This is a genomic window from Mesorhizobium sp. WSM4809, from assembly GCF_055811655.1.
On record NZ_JBVVQW010000002.1, the window covers coordinates 524360 to 544420 of the forward strand.

The 20061-nt window shown below is 63.2% G+C and carries 17 protein-coding genes; 3 read left to right on the plus strand and 14 right to left on the minus strand.

The window, feature by feature from the left end:
- The first annotated feature begins 281 nt into the window (after positions 1-281).
- The 3 genes from AC0L24_RS06960 to AC0L24_RS06970 all read left to right on the plus strand — a co-directional run bounded on the left by AC0L24_RS06960 (position 282) and on the right by AC0L24_RS06970 (position 2780).
- Positions 282-545 (plus strand): 5-methylcytosine restriction system specificity protein McrC, encoded by a 264-nt coding sequence (locus AC0L24_RS06960; protein ID WP_473563631.1) that lies wholly within the window; start codon positions 282-284, stop codon positions 543-545.
- A gap of 32 nt (positions 546-577) precedes the next feature.
- Positions 578-763, plus strand: a complete 186-nt coding sequence (locus tag AC0L24_RS06965; protein WP_473563597.1) for a hypothetical protein — start codon at positions 578-580, stop codon at positions 761-763.
- Positions 764-1343: 580 nt separating this feature from the next.
- Entirely contained in the window at positions 1344-2780 is a 1437-nt protein-coding gene (locus AC0L24_RS06970) for an MFS transporter (RefSeq protein WP_473563598.1), read from the plus strand.
- 12 nt (positions 2781-2792) lie between these two features.
- On the opposite strand, the gene AC0L24_RS06975 is transcribed toward AC0L24_RS06970, so the two are convergent.
- From AC0L24_RS06975 to AC0L24_RS07040, 14 genes are all read right to left on the minus strand, one after another.
- Positions 2793-3485, minus strand: a complete 693-nt coding sequence (locus tag AC0L24_RS06975; RefSeq protein WP_127409005.1) for a response regulator transcription factor — start codon at positions 3483-3485, stop codon at positions 2793-2795.
- The gene (locus AC0L24_RS06980) at positions 3482-6217 is read right to left on the minus strand and encodes a sensor histidine kinase (RefSeq protein WP_127809350.1); all 2736 of its coding nucleotides are present in this window, start codon (positions 6215-6217) and stop codon (positions 3482-3484) included. The genes AC0L24_RS06975 and AC0L24_RS06980 overlap by 4 nt, the downstream gene beginning before the upstream one ends.
- Before the next feature lie 54 nt (positions 6218-6271).
- Positions 6272-6838: a potassium-transporting ATPase subunit KdpC gene (gene kdpC / locus AC0L24_RS06985; protein WP_127321033.1), complete on the minus strand. Its 567-nt coding sequence runs from the start codon at positions 6836-6838 to the stop codon at positions 6272-6274.
- 12 nt (positions 6839-6850) lie between these two features.
- Complete coding sequence (kdpB, locus tag AC0L24_RS06990; protein WP_127379918.1) at positions 6851-8944, minus strand: potassium-transporting ATPase subunit KdpB; 2094 nt, start codon at positions 8942-8944, stop codon at positions 6851-6853.
- Positions 8941-9138 (minus strand): hypothetical protein, encoded by a 198-nt coding sequence (locus tag AC0L24_RS06995; protein ID WP_245466407.1) that lies wholly within the window; start codon positions 9136-9138, stop codon positions 8941-8943. The genes kdpB and AC0L24_RS06995 overlap by 4 nt, the downstream gene beginning before the upstream one ends.
- A gap of 25 nt (positions 9139-9163) precedes the next feature.
- The gene (gene kdpA, locus AC0L24_RS07000; RefSeq protein WP_473563599.1) at positions 9164-10867 is read right to left on the minus strand and encodes a potassium-transporting ATPase subunit KdpA; all 1704 of its coding nucleotides are present in this window, start codon (positions 10865-10867) and stop codon (positions 9164-9166) included.
- 20 nt (positions 10868-10887) lie between these two features.
- Entirely contained in the window at positions 10888-10977 is a 90-nt protein-coding gene (locus AC0L24_RS07005) for a K(+)-transporting ATPase subunit F (RefSeq protein ID WP_032808122.1), read from the minus strand.
- Between the two features lie 448 nt (positions 10978-11425).
- Positions 11426-11728 (minus strand): DUF982 domain-containing protein, encoded by a 303-nt coding sequence (locus tag AC0L24_RS07010; protein WP_127269540.1) that lies wholly within the window; start codon positions 11726-11728, stop codon positions 11426-11428.
- A 259-nt stretch (positions 11729-11987) separates the two neighbouring features.
- Entirely contained in the window at positions 11988-12212 is a 225-nt protein-coding gene (locus tag AC0L24_RS07015; RefSeq protein WP_013529641.1) for an alkylphosphonate utilization protein, read from the minus strand.
- 364 nt (positions 12213-12576) lie between these two features.
- On the minus strand, positions 12577-13389 hold the full coding sequence (locus AC0L24_RS07020; RefSeq protein WP_127809347.1) for an NAD-dependent epimerase/dehydratase family protein: 813 nt from the start codon (positions 13387-13389) through the stop codon (positions 12577-12579).
- 3 nt (positions 13390-13392) lie between these two features.
- The gene (locus AC0L24_RS07025) at positions 13393-14595 is read right to left on the minus strand and encodes a pyridoxal phosphate-dependent aminotransferase (protein WP_127395257.1); all 1203 of its coding nucleotides are present in this window, start codon (positions 14593-14595) and stop codon (positions 13393-13395) included.
- Positions 14592-16211 carry a hydantoinase B/oxoprolinase family protein gene (locus tag AC0L24_RS07030; RefSeq protein WP_127320509.1) on the minus strand — a complete coding sequence of 540 codons (1620 nt, stop codon included), beginning with the start codon at positions 16209-16211 and terminating at the stop codon, positions 14592-14594. Before AC0L24_RS07030 ends, AC0L24_RS07025 begins: the two co-directional genes overlap by 4 nt.
- Positions 16208-18301 (minus strand): hydantoinase/oxoprolinase family protein, encoded by a 2094-nt coding sequence (locus tag AC0L24_RS07035; protein ID WP_127395256.1) that lies wholly within the window; start codon positions 18299-18301, stop codon positions 16208-16210. Before AC0L24_RS07035 ends, AC0L24_RS07030 begins: the two co-directional genes overlap by 4 nt.
- Positions 18298-19968: a thiamine pyrophosphate-binding protein gene (locus tag AC0L24_RS07040; protein WP_127395255.1), complete on the minus strand. Its 1671-nt coding sequence runs from the start codon at positions 19966-19968 to the stop codon at positions 18298-18300. Before AC0L24_RS07040 ends, AC0L24_RS07035 begins: the two co-directional genes overlap by 4 nt.
- Between the last annotated feature and the right edge of the window lie 93 nt (positions 19969-20061).

Sequence of the window (20061 nt, forward strand, 5' to 3'; positions counted from 1 at the left end):
GAAGATGCCATTCAGGACGCGCCTGTCATCCACGCGCGGGACGTGAGTCACGCTTTCACCGCGCCGAATGGCTATTAATTGCCCCGATCCTTTCCCTGCAAGCCGCGAGGCGCTGCGCGGGTGTTTGGGATCGTATCTGACTGACATCTCGCATCGAGACGGACCAACTGCGCGTGGCAGAACTTGTTCGGCATGACACGACTGTTCGGCATGACACGACTGTTCTTGCGCAACCAATATCAGACGACCAGCAGCGGCAAGGCACGGCGCTCCTGTTTGAGATGAACGCGCTTTTCGAGGAGTATGTCGGACGCTTGGTGACGCGCGCTCTCACAGGGACCGAGTTCCGCGTTACGCTGCAGGGTGGGCGACTGTTCTGTCTGACTTCTCTGGAGGACGCGCGCGCCGCGTTCCAAACAAAGCCCGACATCCTAATTTGGCGCGGAGGACAGGTAACCCAGGTGATCGACACGAATGGAAACGTATATCCGCGCGGATCGATGGTCCGAAGCAGGGGGTTTCTCAAGGTCACGTTTACCAGATGATGTTTATGCCCATCTCTACAAGGCGCCTCGGCTTGCTCTACCCCTATCACGAGGGGCTAGGCGACAATGAGGGCCTCCATGCGCAGTTCCGGATCATAGGCCAAGAGACGATAGTCGAGACTGCCAGCGTCGACGTTACCGACGGGAAGGATCTTGTGGCACGCCTGAGGAAACAAGTTCTTCCAACCTTCATGGAGGAGTGTCTGGTTCTCCAGTGAATCGAAGGTTTGATTGGCGCGCAAACCGGATAAGGTTCGACCCCGGCCTGTTCCCTCTGCCAGTGTCTGGATATGGCCAGTTAAGTCCTTTCAGGAGGACCAGCAGCGGCCAAGTTGAATCCTTGCGTTAACTGAATTTAGCGTGCTGGTGATGCCAATTTAGCTTGTTGCATGACGAGTTCAGCGGCAGGCCGTTTCTGTCCGAGCCTGCTGCTGTTGGAACAGTGGGAGCCTTCCAGACCTAACGTAGGCGCGTGTTCTCCAAAACGCTCTTCCACTTCGACATGTCATCAAGGGCTCGCCAAATTTGGTTCGTACTTTCTCCCGTTCGCTGCACTCAACATTGGGCTTCCCATTCTAGCAGGAGGAAATCAGGACGCGCTGTTCGCTCTCGTTGGCCAGTGTCTGGACACACAGTGAGACAAAATTGAACCCTGCGCATTTGAATACATTGAGAAATTTGGATGTCCCACAAACTTCTAAGCTATTGACGAACAAGGAAAATCACATTCCTGCCGGAAACCCGTACTGGCTTCTGGCGTCCTGCGCTGGCGTCGAGATATGCAAGACGGGGGTGGAAATGACCGGGATCAGCACAAACAGGGTCGACTGGCGCGTATTGTGGGCAAGCGGCGACCTGGCGCGCTTCTGCTTCATCAGCCTCGGCATTCTGCTGCACGCCACCAACGAAACGATGGTGGCAACGGTTATGCCGGCCATGGTCGGCGAACTGGCGGGCGTACAGCTCGTCGGCTGGTCGCTGGCGATCTACGAACTCGGCGCCATCGTTGCCGGCGCGGCCGCCGGACGACTGGTGAGTTATGTCCCCTTGCGCACCAACATGGTGGTCGCCGCGCTGCTCTACGCAACAGGCGCGCTGATATGCGCCACCTCGCCTTCCATGCAGCTGTTCCTCGCCGGCCGCCTGATCGAAGGACTTGGCGGCGGTGCGCTGGTGTCGCTGGCCTTCGTCTCGGTCGAACGACTGTTCTCGCGCGCCATCTGGCCGCAGCTTTTCGGCATCATGTCGGCTATCTGGGGCGTCGCCGCCTTCAGCGGACCATTGCTCGGCGCGATCATGACCGAGCTGTTGTCATGGCGCTGGGCCTTCGGCATCTTCACACTCGGCGGCGCCGCCATGGCGCTGGCAAGCTTCCTCGTGCTCGACACGCCGCAGGCGACGAAAACCAAGACGAGCACGGGCAAGGCACCACCCTTCCCGTTCGCGGCCCTTGGCTGCCTTGCCGTCGCCGTGGTGCTGATCGCCTCGGCCGGCGTCGACATCGCCTTGCTGCGCTCTTCGCTGCTGATGGCCCTCGGACTCATCGGCCTGGTGCTGTTCTTCACCATCGACGCGCTGAAGCCGCGTTCGCGGCTGTTCCCGGCGCGGCTGTTCTCATGGCGCACGCCGGTCGGCGCCGGCATGACCATGGTTGCCGCCTTTTCGGTGGCGACCTGTTCCTTCGGCGTCTACGGACCGCTGTTGCTGACCAGCCTTCACGACATTCCGCTGCTGACCACCGGCTACATCATCGCCGCCGAATCGATAGCCTGGTCGATCCTCTCGATCCTGGTCGCCAACGCGCCGCCGCAGCGCGAGCGGCTGATCATCGTCGGCGGCGCAGTGATGATCGCGGCCGGCATCGCCGGCTTTGCGTATGCGATACCCCTGGGCTCCATCCCGCTGATCCTGATGTGTGCCCTGTTGCAGGGCGGCGGCTTCGGCGTCGCCTGGCCGTTCCTGACGCGCGTCATCGTCGCCTCCGCCCCGGAGGGCGAGCAGACCATCGCCTCGGCGGCGGTGCCGACCATGCAGCGCATCGGCTATGCCGTGGGCGCCGCCCTTGCCGGCATCGTCGCCAACGCCAGCGGCTTTTCGCAAGGTCTGAACCACGACGCGGCGGCGAACGTAGCGTCGTGGTTGTTTCTTGCCTTCGTGCCGCTCGGCATTGTCGGCTGCCTCGCGGCTTTGCGGGTTTCCAGACCGCTTGGCCAGCCACGGGAAGCTATCGGCTAAAACCTGGCCTGCTCATTCGGCCTCGCGCAGGCGGTAGCCGACGCCGGTCTCGGTGGTGATGTAGCGCGGCTGGTCGGGGCTCTTCTCGATCTTTTGCCTGAGCTGCCGGACATAGACCCTGAGATACTGCACATCGGTCGAGTCGCCCCAGACCTGCTTCAACAGGAAATGATGGGTCAGCACCTTGCCGGCGTGCTGCACCAGCATGCGCAGGATGTCGTATTCCTTCGGCGACAGCTTTACCTCCTTGCCCTCGACCTTGACGATGCGCTTGACCAGGTCGACGCTGAGATCGCCGGTCTGGAAAATCGGCTTCTCGCCCTGTTGCTGGAACTTGTGGCGGAGCGCCACGCGAATGCGCGCCACCAGCTCGTTCATGCCGAAAGGTTTGGTGACATAGTCGTCGGCGCCGAGTTCCAGGGCCTGGACGATGCCGGCCTCGTCGGTTCGGCTGGACAGCATGACCACTGGAATGTCGAGACCATCGTCGCGCCATTTGCGCAGCAACTCATGACCGCTCATGCCGGGCAGCCCAAGGTCGAGCAGGACGAGGTCCGGCTTCTCCGCCTCCATCAGCTCGATCGCCACCTTCGCGTTCGGCGCCTCGCTGACCGCATAACCTTGACTGCCGAGCCCGACGCGCAGCAGCTTGCGGATCGGCGGCTCGTCATCGACGACCAATATCCTGACGTTCGAGTTTGTCATGCCAGGTCACCCACGTCGTGGTCGTCGGTATTCGAAGCGTCGAAATTGGGCGGATTTGCCGGCCTGGGCATTTTGATGGTGAACACCGCGCCCGAACCGTCGGTCCGGTTTGCCGCCATGATGGTGCCACCCATCGCTTCGACGAAGCCGCGGCAGATCGACAGGCCGAGCCCCGTACCGGCGCGGATCTGGTCCCCCTTGCGCACTCGATAGAACGTGTCGAAAATCCGTTCCAGATCGCCGGGAGGAATGCCTGGCCCTTCATCCATGATTTGCAGCAGGACGGAGCCATTGTCGGTCCAACCCTGCATGCGAATCGTCGAGCTTGCCGGGGCATATTTCGCCGCATTGTCGAGAAGATTGAACAACGCTTGCTCGAACAGCACCGGGTCGACCTTCAACATCGGCAAATCCCTGGGGATGTCGGTCTCGATCTTGTGCTCGCCAATGATTTTCCTGGCCCTTTGCAAGGCGGAGCCGACGATGTCGCCGACATAGTGAAAGGCGTAGTTCGGCTCCATCGCGCCGGACTCGATCTTGGTCATGTCGAGCAGATTGGCGATGAAGCGGTTCAACCGCTCGGATTCGTCGAGCACCGTCGACAGCAGTTCGGCCCGGTCCGGTTCGGGAAGCGCTGCTGAAAAATCCCGCAGCGTGCCGGCCGCGCCCATGATGGCGGCGAGCGGCGTTTTCAGATCATGGGAAATGGAGGTGAGCAGCGCCGAGCGCAGCCTGTCCGCCTCAGCGGCGAGCTTGGCGCGGTCGACGTCGGCAACCAGTTGTATACGCTCGATGGCGACCGCCGCCTGGTCGGCCAGTGCGTCAAGCAGCCGCTGCTGCTCGGGCGTCAGCAGCGGACCCTGCTTGTCGTTGTCGAGGCCGACGACCCCGATGGCCGTGCGCCCCGTCCGCAAGGGCAAATAGAGGCGCCGGGCGCCCGGAAGGGTGTCAGCGCCGCGACCCGCGGCACGATTGTGCTCCCAGGCCCAGCGGGCGGCGGCGATGTCGGCCTCGGCCAGCGTGTCGTCCGGCGGATAGCCGGCCTTGACGGTGATCGTCCCGTCTTCCGGCAAAAGCAGCACCACGCGCAGCTTCAGCATCGAGGCGATCTGGAAGGCCGTGGCCCAAAGGACGTCGTCGAGCGTACCGGCGCCGGCGAGCTTCTTTGAAAAGAGGTAGATGTCTTCCGTGGCCCGCGCCCGCGAGCGGGCGGCGACCGCCTGGCGCTGCACGCGCGCCGTCAGATTGCTGGCGATGACCGCAACGACGAGAAAGACGCCGAGCGCGACGATGCTCTCCGGATCCCGGATCGTCAGCGTATAGCGAGGCTCCAGGAAGAAATAATTGAAAGCAAGGGCGCTGGCGAAACAAGCGTACAGAGCCGGCCACAGACCGCCGGTTACCGCCGATGCCAGTACGCCGATGAGAAGAATGATCGCCAGGTTGCGAACGTCGAGAAACTGGTCGAGAACGACGGCGAAGGCGAGCGAACCGATGACAAAGGCCGTGGCCTTGAGATAGGGCCAGATCTCGAACTGCCACTGCTCGTCCGCCGCCTTGACGCTCCTCGACGTCACCTCGGCGTTGCGTTCGGTTCCTGAAATCACATGGACGCTGATGTCGCCGGCATTGCGGATGAGATCGTAGGTGAGCGAGCCTTCGATCAATTCCCGCCAGCGCGACCGGGTCGGCCTGCCGACCACGATATGGGTGAAATTGTTCGCCGTCGCATGGCGAACAATGTCCTGCGCGATGTTCTGACCGGGAATGGTGGTCACCTCGGCGCCGAGCTGCTCCGCAAGGCGAAGGTTCGTCGCGAGCCGATCCTTGTCCGCTTCGGGCATGCTGGCCGAGCGAGGGCTGTCGACATGCAGCGCCGTCCACGGGGCACGGAGCCGGTCGGCCAGCCTGCGCGCGTAGCGAATACGCGCCGCCCCGCCCGGACGCGCGTCGACGCAGACGAGAACCCTTTCCCCCGCGGCCCACGGTCCGGGAATGGCGTGGGCCTGCATATGGATCAGCAACTGGTCGTCGACGCGCTGCGCGGTGCGCCGCAGCGCCAGTTCCCTGAGCGCCGTCAGATTGCCCGGCGAGAAATAGTTCTCGATCGCGCGCTGCGCGGTGTTGGGGAAATAGACCTTGCCTTCCTCGAGCCGCTTGATCAGGTCGTCGGGGGTGAGATCGATGATCTCGACATCGTCGGCCTGGTCTATGATGGAATCGGGAACCGTCTCGCGAACCCTGACCTTGGTGATCTGGGCGACGACGTCGTTCAGGCTTTCGACATGCTGGATGTTGAGCGTCGTGTAGACGTCGATACCGTGCGTCAGGATTTCCTGGACATCGAGATAGCGCTTGGGATGGCGGCTGCCGGGCGCATTGGTGTGGGCGAGTTCGTCGACAAGAACCAGCGCCGGGCGCCGGGCGAGGATGGCGTCGATATCCATCTCGTCGAGGATGCGCCCCTTGTAGTCGACCTTGCGGCGGGGAATGACCTCATAACCCTCGACCAGGGCCAGTGTCTCCTTGCGCCCATGCGTCTCGACGACACCGATCACCACATCCACGCCGTCGGTCAGCCTGGCGCGGCCCGACATCAGCATCTCGTAGGTCTTGCCTACGCCGGGAGCGGCACCCAGGAATATACGCAGCCGGCCGCGACCTTCCCGCTCGGCATGGTCAAGCAGTGCGTCGGGAGAAGGTCTGGCGTCGTTGTTTCTGTCGTCCGGCATCGGGACCGATCATGGATGGCGCGGGGGATACTGTCGATCCCCGGCCCGCACCATTCACTGTTTCGCAGCGTCCAGCGCAAGGTTGAGACCGAGCACATTGACCACAGGCTCGCCCATGAAGCCAAGCTCCCTGCCCTCGACTTGGGCATCGACAAGCGCCTTGACCTTGGCTTCATCGATCCCCCTGGCCTTGGCCACCCTGGCGGCCTGGAAGTAAGCTGCTTCGGGACTGATATCGGGATCGAGGCCACTGCCGGACGTCGTCACCAGGTCCATCGGGACGGGCTGGTTCGGATTCTCCGCCTTCAGTCTTTCCGCGTCGCCCTTGATGCGGTCGATCAGCTTGGGATTGGTCGGGCCGAGATTGCTGCCGCTCGAGGCGGCGGCGTTGTAGCCGTCGCCGGCGGCCGAGGGGCGGCCATGGAAATACTTGTCGCTGGCAAAGCCCTGGCCGATCAGCTCGGAGCCGATAACCTTGCCATCCTTCTCGATCAGGCTGCCATTGGCCTGGCGCGGGAAGATCGCCTGGGCGATGCCGGTCATGCCCAAGGGATAGATCAGGCCGGTCAGGACCGTGAAGAAGACGATCATGATGATCGCGGGTCTTATCTGTTTGAACATGAGCGTAATTCCTTAAGCAAGGCCAAGCGCGGTGACGATCATGTCGATCGCCTTGATGCCTACGAAAGGCACGATGAGGCCGCCGAGGCCGTAGACGAGAAGATTGCGGCTGAGCAGCGCGCCGGCGCCGATGGCGCGATATTTGACGCCCTTCAGCGACAGCGGGATCAGCGCGATGATGATCAGTGCGTTGAAGATGATGGCCGACAGGATGGCGCTTTGCGGCGTCGCCAGATGCATGACGTTGAGTGCCTGCAGCGGGCCGGTCGTCTGTCCCGGTGCGACGTAGAAGACGGCGAACATCGCCGGAATGATGGCGAAATACTTGGCCACGTCGTTGGCGATCGAGAAGGTCGTCAGCGAACCTCGCGTCATCAAGAGCGCCTTGCCGATCTCGACGATCTCGATGAGCTTGGTCGGATCGCTGTCGAGATCGATCATGTTGCCGGCCTCGCGGGCGGCAACCGTGCCGGTGTTCATGGCGACGCCGACATCGGCTTGTGCAAGGGCGGGTGCATCGTTGGTGCCGTCGCCGCACATGGCCACCAGCTTACCCTTGGCCTGTTCGTCGCGGATCAGCTTCAGCTTGTCCTCCGGTGTGGCCTGCGCGAGGAAGTCGTCGACGCCGGCTTCCGCGGCGATAGCCGCCGCCGTCATCGGGTTGTCACCGGTGATCATCACCGTGCGGATGCCCATGCGGCGCAGTTCGGTGAAACGCTCGCTGATGCCGCCCTTGACGATGTCCTTGAGGTGGACGACGCCGAGCAGGCGCCCGTCGCGTTCGACCGCCAGCGGCGTGCCGCCGGACTTGGCGATCTCGTCGGCGATGGACTGGAGATCGCGGATGGATTCGCTGCTTGGGCGCGTGCCATGGGCGGCGGCTGCCGACTGGTTGACATGGGCAAGCACGGAATCGACGGCGCCCTTGCGCACCGATGAACCATCGATGTCGACGCCGCTCATACGGGTCTGCGCTGTGAAGGGCACGAAAGTGGCGTGCAGCGTTGCCATGTCGCGGGCGCGGATGGCGTATTTCTCCTTGGCCAGCACGACGATGGAGCGGCCTTCCGGCGTCTCGTCGGCGAGCGAGGCTAGCTGAGCCGCGTCGGCCAGTTCCTGTTCGGTGACGCCCTTGACCGGGCGAAACTGCGTCGCCTGGCGGTTGCCGAGTGTGATCGTGCCGGTCTTGTCGAGCAGCAGCGTGTCGACGTCGCCTGCGGCTTCCACGGCGCGACCCGACATGGCCAGCACGTTGAATCGCACCAGACGGTCCATGCCGGCGATGCCGATGGCCGAAAGCAGCGCGCCGATCGTGGTCGGGATCAAGGTGACGAACAGCGCCACCAGAACGGTCACCGAGATATAGCCGCCCGAGTAGGAGGCAAAACTCGGGATCGTCGCGGTGGCCAGCACGAAGATCAGCGTCATGCCGACGAGCAGGATGTTGAGCGCGATCTCGTTCGGCGTCTTCTGGCGCTCGGCACCTTCGACCAGCGAGATCATGCGGTCGAGGAAGGTATGGCCGGAGGCGGCGGTGATGCGGACGCGGACCCAGTCTGACAGCACCTGGGTGCCACCGGTGACCGCCGAACGGTCGCCACCGGATTCGCGGATGACCGGCGCCGATTCGCCTGTTATCGCCGCCTCATTGACCGACGCGACGCCCTCGACCACTTCGCCGTCCGACGGGATGATGTCGCCGGCCTCGACCAGGACGGCATCGCCGACCTTGAGGCTGGTGCCGGGCACGAGTTTGTATTTGGTGCGGTCCTCACCGGTCAAGAGCTTGGCCTGGGTCTCGGTGCGTGCCTTGCGCAGCGAATCCGCCTGCGCCTTGCCGCGGCCTTCTGCGACCGCTTCGGCGAAGTTGGCGAACAGCACGGTGAACCAAAGCCAGATGATGATCTGCAGCGTAAAGCCGAGATTGCCGCCTCCGGTGACCAGGTCCTTCACGAACAGCACCGTGGTGAGCGCCGAGACGACGGCAACGACGAACATCACCGGGTTCCTGGCCAGCGTGCGCGGATCGAGCTTGCGGAAGGCGCCGCCAATGGCGGGAACCAGGATGCGTGCATCCATGATGCTTGCTGATTTCGAGTTGCTCATTTTGAAGCTCCGGCTTCGGTGTTGTTGGACGGCACCCGATGATTGGATGCCGAAAGGAAATGCGGCGGCCCGTAGGCCAGCAGCCAGAGGACGAGCATGACTGCCGCAAGGCCGAGAAACGTCGACAGGGTCGGGAAAGGAGGAGGTCTCTCCTCCTTTCGGTGATCGTCCCTGTGGCCGACCTTGCGGCGCATGGCATTGAACCAGGACATGACGGTCTCAGAAGGTCTGCCCGTGAGCCATCGCCAGGTGCTCGATGATCGGCCCGACGGCGAGCGCCGGGAAGAAGGTGAGGCCACCGACGATCAGGATGACGCCGACCAGCAGCCCGACGAACAGAGGGCCATCGGTCGGGAAGGTGCCGGCGGAAGCCGGAACCGTTTTCTTCGCCACCAGCGAGCCGGCAATGGCCAGCGCCGGGATGATGACCAGGAAGCGGCCCATCAGCATGCCGATGCCGATCGTGATGTTGTACCAGGGCGTGTTGCCGCTGAGGCCGCCAAAGGCCGAACCGTTGTTGGCCGCCGCCGAAGTGTAGGCATACAGAACCTCGGAGAAGCCGTGCGGGCCGGCATTGCCCATCGACGCCACGCCGGTCGGCAGCACGACGGCGATGGCCGTGAAGATCAGCATCGCCAGCGGCAGGCACAGTATGGCCAGCATAGCCATCTTGACCTCCTTGGCCTCGATCTTCTTGCCCAGATATTCGGGCGTGCGGCCGACCATCAGGCCGGCGACGAAGACGGCGATGACGATGTACATCAGGATGCCGTAGAGACCGGCGCCGACACCGCCGACGATAACTTCGCCAAGCTGCATGTTGATGATCGGGATCATGCCGCCGAGCGCGGTGAAGGAGCCGTGCATGGCGTTGACGGCGCCGCAGGAAGCGGCCGTGGTGATGACGGCAAACAGCGCCGACAGGGCGATGCCGAAGCGGCTCTCCTTGCCCTCCATGTTGCCGCCGTCGATGCCCAGCGCATGCACCAGCGGGTTGCCGGCGGCTTCCGCCCAGTAGCAGATGGCGACACCGGCGATGAACATGACGCCCATGGCCGAGAGGATCGCCCAGCCCTGGCGCTGGTTGCCGATCATGCGGCCGAAGACATTGGTCAAGGCGGCGCCGATGGCGAAGATCGACACCATCTGGATCAGGTTGGAGATCGCGTCGGGGTTCTCGAACGGGTGCGCGGCATTGGCGTTGAAGAAACCGCCGCCATTGGTGCCGAGCATCTTGATGGCCACCTGCGAAGCGACCGGGCCGACGGCGATGGTCTGTTGCGCGCCTTCCAGCGTCGTGGCGTTGACGTAGGCGCCGAGCGTCTGCGGCATGCCGAGCCAGACATAGACCAGCGTCAGCACGATGCAGAACGGCAGAAGCAGATAGAGTGTGGAGCGGGTCATATCGACCCAGAAATTGCCGATCGACTTGCCGGACGCCCGCGCAAAGCCGCGGATCAGCGCGATGGCGATGGCAATACCGGTAGCCGCCGAAACGAAGTTCTGCACCGTCAGTCCGGCCATCTGCACGAGATAGGACATCGTGCTCTCGCCACCATAGTTCTGCCAGTTGGTGTTGGTCATGAAGCTGGCGGCGGTGTTGAAGGCCAGCCCTGGTTCAACCGCTGTCATGCCGGCAGGGTTGTAAGGCAGGCTGCCCTGCAGACGCTGCAGCGCATAAAGCACCAGGAAGCCGGCGAGATTGAAGAGCAGCAGGGCGACCGCGTAGGTGGTCCAGTGCTGTTCCTCGCGTTCGCTGGTTCCGCAAATACGATAAAGCCCACGCTCAAGCGGGCGAAGGAACGGCGAAAGCAGCGTGCGGTCGCCGTTGAAGACGCGGTGCATGTAGCCGCCGAGCGGCTTCACCAGCAAAACGACGATCCCGCAATAGACCAGGATCTGTATCCAACCGTTCAGTGTCATGGGTGTGGCTTTCCGTGCCTTCAGAAGCGTTCTGGACGAACGAGGGCGTATGTCAGGTAGGCGAGCAGGAACAGCGTAACGCCGCCACCGAGAATATAGTCGACGATCATTTTTTCAGCCTCGCTCTAGAGCGCGTCACAAGCTTTTATGTAGGCGAAACAAAGGGCAAAGAACAAAATTCCGATTCCGATAACGGCCATATCCATTGTGTTTATTCCTTTTGTTCTTTTGTACTTTGCGAATTTGACAGGAGAGTTCGCAATATCTCGAAAGTGTCCCGTCGCATCTTTGGCGACTGAACCGGTTGTATTTTCTAAAAGGAATATGGACCCGATCGCCATAAAGGTTCGAGACGGGGCGCAGTGGAAAGAAATAGGAATTTCATAAAGATTTTTGCGCGGGCTCTTCCCGACACTCCACGCAGGGATTGTCGCCCAAGACACACGGCTACAGGATTGCGATTTCCTTGCGAGCTGCCGGAAACGCGAAAGCCCGGCTGAGGGCCAGCCGGGCTTTCTATGGTGGTGTGGCTTTAGCCGCCACGGAGAACATCAATCTTCAGGCGGCGTAGCCGCCATAGCCACGCGCAACGGCGTGCACGCCCGCCACCGGCTCGAGGTCCGGCCACAGGATGCCGGCGGCTTGCGCGAATTCGAGCAACGCCCGGCGCGCCTGCTCGACGCTCACATAACCTGGAACGGCCAGATCACATGTCTCCACCGCGTTTCGGTAAAGCGGGCCGCGGCGGGAGGTCGTCCAATTGGTGAGGAAATCGTGCATTTCGGCCAGCGAGGCAATCTCGCGCTTGAAGCCGAGGCCGACCGACAGTGCGACCGGTGAATGAAACAGCTTGTCGTGCATGAAGCGGGCTCCTGGTTTTTCGCGCGCTTGGAGAGATATCCGGGCGAGTCCGCGAACGGGACGCCGTGAAACGCGCAATGAGGCCGGAGGTTCCAGCTTGGGACTTGGCGATTTTTTTGATTGTGCCTGGTCGGCGAAGTTATCAATTCGCAGCGCAACGACCGGGTGCCGGCCGCTCAACGGCTCCGCAGCCCCCTTGGCGACGGCAGGCTCTCCAAAATCCCGAAGGAGCCATCGAGATCGCTTGCCGCCTTGAGGCTCACGCCTTCTTCACGAACTCGGTCTTGAGCACCAGGCCTTTCACTTGCTTGGTATTGCATTCGATCTCGCCGGGATTGCCGTTCAGGCGGATGGCCTTCACCAACGTGCCGCGCTTGATCGTCTCCGAAGTGCCTTTGACTTTGAGGTCTTTGATCAGCGTTACGGAATCACCGTCATTCAATTGAGCGCCATTGCTGTCGCGCACGATTACATCGTTCGGCATGCCATCTCCTGTGATTTGGATCCCACTACCAGATCAGGTGAGAATCCCAAAACCGATGACGACCGGCAACCGTCAACATTTCAGGCGGCCATCTGGTGGCCGACGTGGAACATGTGCGCGAGAAGCGCGCAGCGCATAAATCTCTAAGCCTTCGACGCCCATGGTGGATGAAATGCTTGCGCGGGAAGGTCGGGCATCGTCTGCAGGTACCGCTGCCAGATCTGATCCATGACCGTGGTCAGCGTGGCACATCGAAGCCGGCGCCGCCGACAACCTCCTCGATCTCCGCCACCATGCGTGAATCCATCGCCTGCCGCATCTCGGCTTCCGGTCTGCGCCATCGAGCGGATTGGTATTTCGATAGCTACGCCCGCTTGTCGTCCGGATGGCCAAGCTCGCAGAACCACCCGCCCAGATACTGCACCGATGGCGCCTTGGGATCCGGAATCTGCGTCTTCCCCTCGACCGCTGCGCGGAACGGCTCGGCACTATCCTGCGGAGAAAACCCCAGATGGTTGGCGCCGCTGTTGTCGACCGTTTTCACCTTGTTGTCGGAAAGGCCGAAGGAGATCGTATGGCCGACGCGCGGCGCGGTGAGAGCTGCCTCGACCAGACGCACACAATCGGCGAAGGAGAGGTATGACCACAGCATGCGACGGTCCGCCGGTTCGGGGAAGGACGAAAAGATGCGCAGGCACGCCGTCTCGATGCCGAACTTGTCCCAGTAAAGCCGGCTCAGGCTCTCGACGAAGTTCTTCGACACGCCATAGAGGCTGTCGGGACGCACCGGCGCGTCGACGCCGATATGCGCCTCGACCTCGTGATAGCCGACGGCATGCACGGAGGAGGCATAGATGACTCGTTTCACCCCGTGTTTCCGGGCGCCCTCGTAGATGTGATAGGAGCCGCGGATGCTGGAATTCAGGATGGTTTGCCATTCGCATTCGAGTGGTGCGCCGCCGAAATGCACGATCGCGTCGCAATCCTTGGTGGCGGCAATCGTCGCCTCCATATCGGCGAGGTCGAAGACCGCTTCTTCCTCGTGTGGAGCAAGATCGCCGAACGGTTCGCGGCCGGCCAGGCGGATCGTTTTTGCCAGCGGCACCAGCCCCTTTCGCAGTTCCGAACCGAGGCGGCCGGCCGCGCCGGTGATCAGGATGCGTTCGTAATGCGGCATGATTTACTCCACTTGCGCGACGGCGGCGTTGATGCGCGCGATCGCTTCGGTCAGCACCTCTTCGCCGGTCGCGGTCGAGATGCGGAAATAGGGGGAAAGTCCATAGGCGGCGCCCGGCACCGAGGCCACGCGCCCTTCGTTCAGGAGATAATTCGCCACTGCCGTGTCGTCCTCGAGCACGACGCCTTTTGGGGTCCTGCGGCCGATCAGGCTGGCGCAGCCGATATAGGCATAGAAGGCGCCTTCCGGTGGCGAAAGCGTAAGACCGTTGATCCGCCTGATGCCGTCGACGACAAGGTCGCGGCGCGCCTCGAACGCCTGCCGAAAGCGTGCCACCTCGTCCTGGGGGCCGTTGAGCGCGGCCACCGTCGCCGCTTGCGCGATCGAGCAGACGGACGTGCAGGACTGGCTCTGGATGATCGCCATCGCCCTGGTGAGCGGCGCCGGCCCGGCGGCATAGCCGACACGCCACCCGGTCATCGCATAGGATTTGGAGACGCCGTTGACGATCAGGGTGCGGTCCCTGAGTTCCGGGCAAGCCTTGCCGAAGGAGACGAAGTCGCGTCCGTCGAACAGGATGTGCTCGTAAATCTCGTCGGAAAGCACCAGCACCTGCGGATGCCTTGCCAAAACCGCTCCGAGTGCCCGCAGGTCCGATTGCGAATATATGGCGCCGGAGGGGTTGCCGGGCATGTTGAGGAACAGCCATTTCGTCCTTGGAGTGATGGCTTTTTCGAGCAGCTCCGGCGTCAGCCGGAAGCCCGAAGTTTCCGGGCACTCGATGAGGACAGGCCTGCCGCCGAGCAGCTTCACCATCTCGGGATAGGAGACGAAGTAGGGCGCCGGCAGGATCGCTTCGTCACCAGACTCCAGCGTCGCCATCAGCGCGTTGAAGATGATCTGCTTGGCGCCATTGGCCACGACGACGTCGTCCGCCGTGTAGTCCAGTCCGTTTTCGCGGCGGAACTTGCCGGCCACGGCTTCGCGCACCTCGGCCGTGCCGGCGGCACCCGTGTATAGCGTCTGGCCGGCCTTCGCGGCGACATGCGCCGCTTCGATGATATGGCTCGGTGTCGGGAAATCCGGCTCGCCCAGGCCAAGATCGATCACGTCGACGCCCTTGGCGCGCAGGGCCCTGGCTGCCTGCGAAGCAGCCATGGACGCCGACGGCTTCACCGCAGACAGGCGCGAGGCAATGTAGCTCATTTGCCGTTCTCCGAAATGTATTCCTTGGAGCGGTCGTTCGCCCGCGCCTCGGTGCTGCGCTTGGACGGATCGCCATAGCCGCCGCCGCCCGGCAATTGGAGGATCAGCCGACGGCCGGCCGGAACATGCTGCCAGCCTTTAGGTCGCATCTGCGTGCCATCGTCCAGCCTGACCACGCCGGCCACTCCAGGTCCGCCGCCGTTGCGCCCGTGGGCGGGATGATTGACGCGGTCGAACATGGCCGAAAAGTCGAATTCATGGCCCTCGATCGCCTCGATTTCGATAACCTGCCCGAGCCCGCCGCGGAACTCGCCGTCGCCGCCGGAATCGGGCCGCAGTTCCTTGCGCCAGATCACGATCGGGCCGGTGTGCTCCGTTGCCTCGATCGGCATCGTATGGACGCCGGAGGGGAAAGCCGTCGCCGACAATCCGTCGAGACCGGGGCGCGCGCCCATGCCGCCGGAATTGAACATCAGCACCTCGGCGCGGCGGCCCGAACCGCCGGAGACCGGCCGAACCGAGATATGGATGTTCCACAGTGCGCCGGCGCCCTCGGCAAGGATCTTGCCGGGCATCGCCTTGGCGATCGCGCCGAGCACCAGATCGGGAACCATATGGCCGAAGATGTGCCTGAGCGCCACCGGCGCCGGCCGCACGGCGTTCAGGATGTTGACCGGAGACGACACGGTGAAGAAGGCGAGCGACGCGGCATTGTTAGGAATATCGGGCGCCACCACGCATTTCAACGCGTAGCAGGCATAGGCCTTGCTGTAGATGATCGGGCAGTTGATGCCCCATCGGCTCATCGGGTCGGTACCGGTGAAATCGACCTCGACGCCGGCGTCCCGAACAGTGACGGTCGCCGCGAGTTTCACCGGCTCGTCGTAGCCGTCGGTCACCAGCGCGTTCGACCAGCTGCCTTTGGGCATCGCCTTGATGCGTTCGACCATGGCGTCGCGGGTGCGCGAGAAGATGAACTCGCCAAGCCCGTCCAGCGATGCCAGGCCGATCTCCTTCATCATGTCGACGAGGCGTCGGTGGCCGACTTCGTTGCAGGCGGCGAGTGAATAGAAATCGCCGACGACCTGGTTCGGCTCGCGGACGTTGGCGCGCAGGATCCTGACGAGATCGAGATTGACCTTGCCCTTCTCCGCGAACTTCATGATCGGGATCTGGATGCCTTCCTCGTAGACCGACTTGCCGTCAGCGCCAAAGCCGCGCCCACCGACATCGACCACATGCGCCGTGCAGGCGAAGAACGCAACCAATTCGCCGTTCAGGAACGACGGCGACACCATGGTGATATCGTGCAGGTGGCCCGTGCCCAACCAGGGGTCATTGGTGACGTAGGTGTCGCCCTCGAACATGGTTTCGCGCGGGATTTCGTTCATGAAATGCAGCACCGCCTCGGCCATGGTGTTGACATGGCCGGGCGTTCCCGTCACCGCCTGTGCCAGCATCTGGCCGCGGGGATCGAACACGCCCGCCGACAGGTCGCCGGATTCGCGCACCGATGTCGAGAAAGCCGTGCGCAGCAAGGTGAGGGCCTGCTCCTCGACCACCGAGATCAACCGGTTCCACATAACCTGCATGCGGATTTCACTGATGTCGCTCATGCCTGGCTGCCTTTGCGGATCAGAAGGATCGCTCCGTCGCTCTGGATGACGGCGTCGAAGCTCGTGGTGACGACGGTGGACGTCTCGCGTTCGACGATGATGACCGGGCCCGCCACCCGATCGCCGGTGCACAGCCCCTCCCGTTCGACGATGCCATAGGTCCGTGGCGCACCGCTGGCCGGATCGAACACCGCGCGGCTTGTTGCCGGCTGAGTGGTCCGCTTGCCGGTGATCAGCTCGTGCCTGGCGACAGCAGGCCGGACATCCGTCGCCTTCACGGACCAGGTGACGATCTCGATTTCCAGGCCGCCAAGTCCTTCGATGGCGCGGCCGAAGAAGCGTTGGTAATTCGCCTGGAACAAATCCTCGAGCGTGGTTGCGGCATCATTGCCGAACGGCTCGTCCGGCAGCGGCACGGGGATTTCCCAGCCCTGGCCGGCGTAGCGCATGAAGGCGGTGATTTCGCATGTGATCGTACCGTTGGCCCCTGCCCGCACGAAGCTTTCGGCTGACACTTTGAGGTCATCGAGCAAAGCATTGGCCTCGGCCGGCTTGAACTGCGACAGCCGCGTCAGCCGGGATGCCAGGGCTTCGTAGCCGAACGGAGCCTTGAGGAAGCCGATCGCCGATCCGACGCCCGCGCCCTTGGGGACGATGCACTGGTCGATGCCGAGTTTCTCGCAAAGCCTTGCGGCGTGAAGCGGGGCCGCGCCACCGAAGGCGATCATCACGTTGTCGGAAATGTTTTTGCCGTTTTCGACGGCATGGACGCGGGCGGCATTGGCCATGTTCTCGTCCACCACCTCGCAGATGCCGAAGGCCGTCGCCATGGCATCGAGCGACAGGCGTTCGCCGACATCGCGCAGGATCGCCTGTTCGGATGCGGACGTGTCCAGCCTGATGGCGCCGCCGGCGAAATTGTCGGGATCGAGCTTGCCGAGCACCAGGTCGGCATCTGTGATGGCCGGGCGCCTGCCGCCGCGGCCGTAGCAGGCCGGGCCAGGTTCCGATCCGGCACTTTCGGGACCGGTCTGGATGCGGCCCATGGCGTCGACCCAGGCGATCGACCCGCCGCCGGCGCCGATCTCGATCATCTCGATCACGGGAATGGAGATCGGCATGCCGGAACCTTTGCAGAAGCGATAGGTACGCGCCACTTCGAAGGTTCTGGCGGTGCGCGGCGCATAATCCTCGATCAGGCAAATCTTTGCAGTGGTGCCGCCCATGTCATAGGAGACGACCTTTTCCAGGCCGAATCGCCTGGCGATGTCGGCGGCGAAGATGGCGCCGCCGGCCGGGCCGGACTCAACGAGGCGCACGGGAAATTCCGAGGCCGTCTCCACCGAGATCAGACCGCCGCCCGAATGGATCATGAAGACCGGGCACTCGGCGCCCATCTCCTTCAAGCGGGTCTGGAAACGCGCGAGATAGTCCGCCATCTGCGGCCGCACATAGGCGTTGGCGCAGACCGTGTTGAAGCGTTCGAACTCGCGCATCTGCGGCGAGACTTCGGCGCTGATCGAAATCGGGATGGTAAGCTTGCGGGACAGGATAGCGCGTGCCCGGCGCTCATGATCAGGGTTGGTGTAGGCATGGATGAAGCCGATCGCCACGGAGCCGAAACCGCCGGCCGCGATCCGGTCGGCAATGCCTTCCAGGGCGGCTTCGTCGAGCGGTTGAAGCTCCTGGCCTTCCGCACCGATCCGGCCCTTTACCGTGAAACGGTGCTCGCGCGGGATTAGCGGCGCCGGCAACTGCAGGTCGAGGTCATACTGCTCGAAACGGTTTTCGGTCCGCATCTCGATGACATCGCGGAACCCTTCGGTGGTGACCAGCGCGGTCTTGGCGCCACGGCGTTCGATGAGCGCATTCGTCGCCAGCGTCGTGCCGTGGATGATGATGCCGATCTCGGCAAGCGCGATACCGGCATCGCGCGTGACGACGGCAATGCCGTCCAGGATCGCCTGCTCGGGCGCCGCATAATTGGTCAACACCTTGGTGGAGAAGATCGTTCCCCTGAGGTCGAGCGCGACGTCGGTGAACGTGCCGCCGATGTCCGCGCCGAGACGGATGTCGTCTTTGGAGGTCATGCCTTGGCCTTCTGGGAAGCGAGCGCGGCGTCACGCATCTGGGAAAGGGTCTGTCGGGGCGTCAGCGCTTCGGGAGATATGGCGATGTCGAGGACCGCTCCCGTCACGGATCCGAGCGCCCGATCGAACGCCGCCGCGAAATCGCGCGTCGCCTCGACCCGCTCGGCATGGAAGCCATAGGCCTTTGCCAGTGTCACGAAATCAGGGTTTTCGAGCGACGTGCCCGAAACGCGCGCCGGATAGTGGCGCTCCTGATGGGCGCGGATCGTGCCGTAGATGCCGTTGTTGAGGATCAGCACGATCGGCTGCGCGCCAGCCTGCATGGCGGTTCCGAGTTCCTGGCAATTCATCTGGAAGTCGCCGTCGCCGGCAAAGCAGACGACCGTGCGTTCTGGAAACGCAACCTTGGCGGCAATTGCCGCCGGCAGGCCGTAGCCCATGGCGCCAGACTGCGGGGCGAGCAGCCGTGCGTCCGGCCCGAACTTGAAGAACTTGTTCGGCCAGACGGTGAAATTGCCGGCGCCGTTGGTGAGAATGACGTCGGCAGGCAGGTTTTCGCGCAGCCAGGCGCTGACCTCCACCATGTCCACCGGGCCGGGCTGGACGGGCGCGCCGAATGTCCCTTCATAGGCTTTGCGGGCCGCGGCGCGCCAGTCCGCCCAGCCGCCTTTGACGGGCGTCAACGCCCGGGCAAAAGCGTTCGGCCCGGCATGGATACCGATGGCCGGCACATAGATCTTGCCGATCTCGCGATCGGAGCCATGGACATGGATCAGTTTCTGGCGCGGCACCGGCACGGACAGCAGCGTATAGCCATCCGTGGTCATCTCGCCAAAACGCACATTGACGGCCAGGATCACGTCGGCCTCGCGGAGCAGGGCTTTGACATGCGCCACCATGCCGACGCCGGCCTCGCCGACAAAGACCGGCGAATGGTTGTCGAACTGGTCCTGATAGCGAAAGGCCGCCACGACAGGAATGTCGGAAGCCTCTGCGAAAGCCTGTAGCGCCGCGCGTCCGTCCACGGTCCAGTTGGCGCCGCCCATGAGCAGGACCGGCCTCTCGGCCTTGGCCAGCAGCTTGAAGGCCGAAGCGATCGCTTCCGGCGCCGGTGCCGGCTCGAAAATGGCCGCCGGTGCGCTGAGCGGAGCCGCTTCAGTCATGGTGGTCAGCATGTCCTCGGGCAGCGCGACCACGACGGGACCAGGTCGTCCGGTCAATGCGGTCGTCCATGCCCGCGCCACAATCTCGGGCAGGCGCGCGACATCGTCGATCTCGACCGCCCATTTGGCGACCGTGCCGAACACCGCCCGGTAGTCGATTTCCTGAAACGCTTCGCGGCCCTTCATGTCGGTGCCGACCTGGCCGACGAACAGGATCATCGGCGAACTGTCCTGCATGGCCGTGTGAACGCCGATGCTGGCGTTGGTGGCGCCTGGGCCGCGCGTCACGAAACAGATGCCTGGCGAGCCGGTCAACTTGCCGTAGGCCGAGGCCATGAACGCCGCGCCGCCTTCATTGCGGCAAAGCGTGTAGTCCAGCTTTCCCTGCGTGTCGTGCAGCGCGTCCAGGACGGCCAGATAACTTTCTCCGGGCACGCCGAAGCTCCTGGTCGCGCCAAGCCCGATCAGGCACTCGACGAGAAGGCGGCCGCCATTGCGGATCATGCTTCGACATCCTCACTTTGGCGGCAGGTCGATCGAGCCTGCCTTCGGTTCATAGGTGCACGCAGGCGGTTCGGGGCGAAATCAAGAAATGCC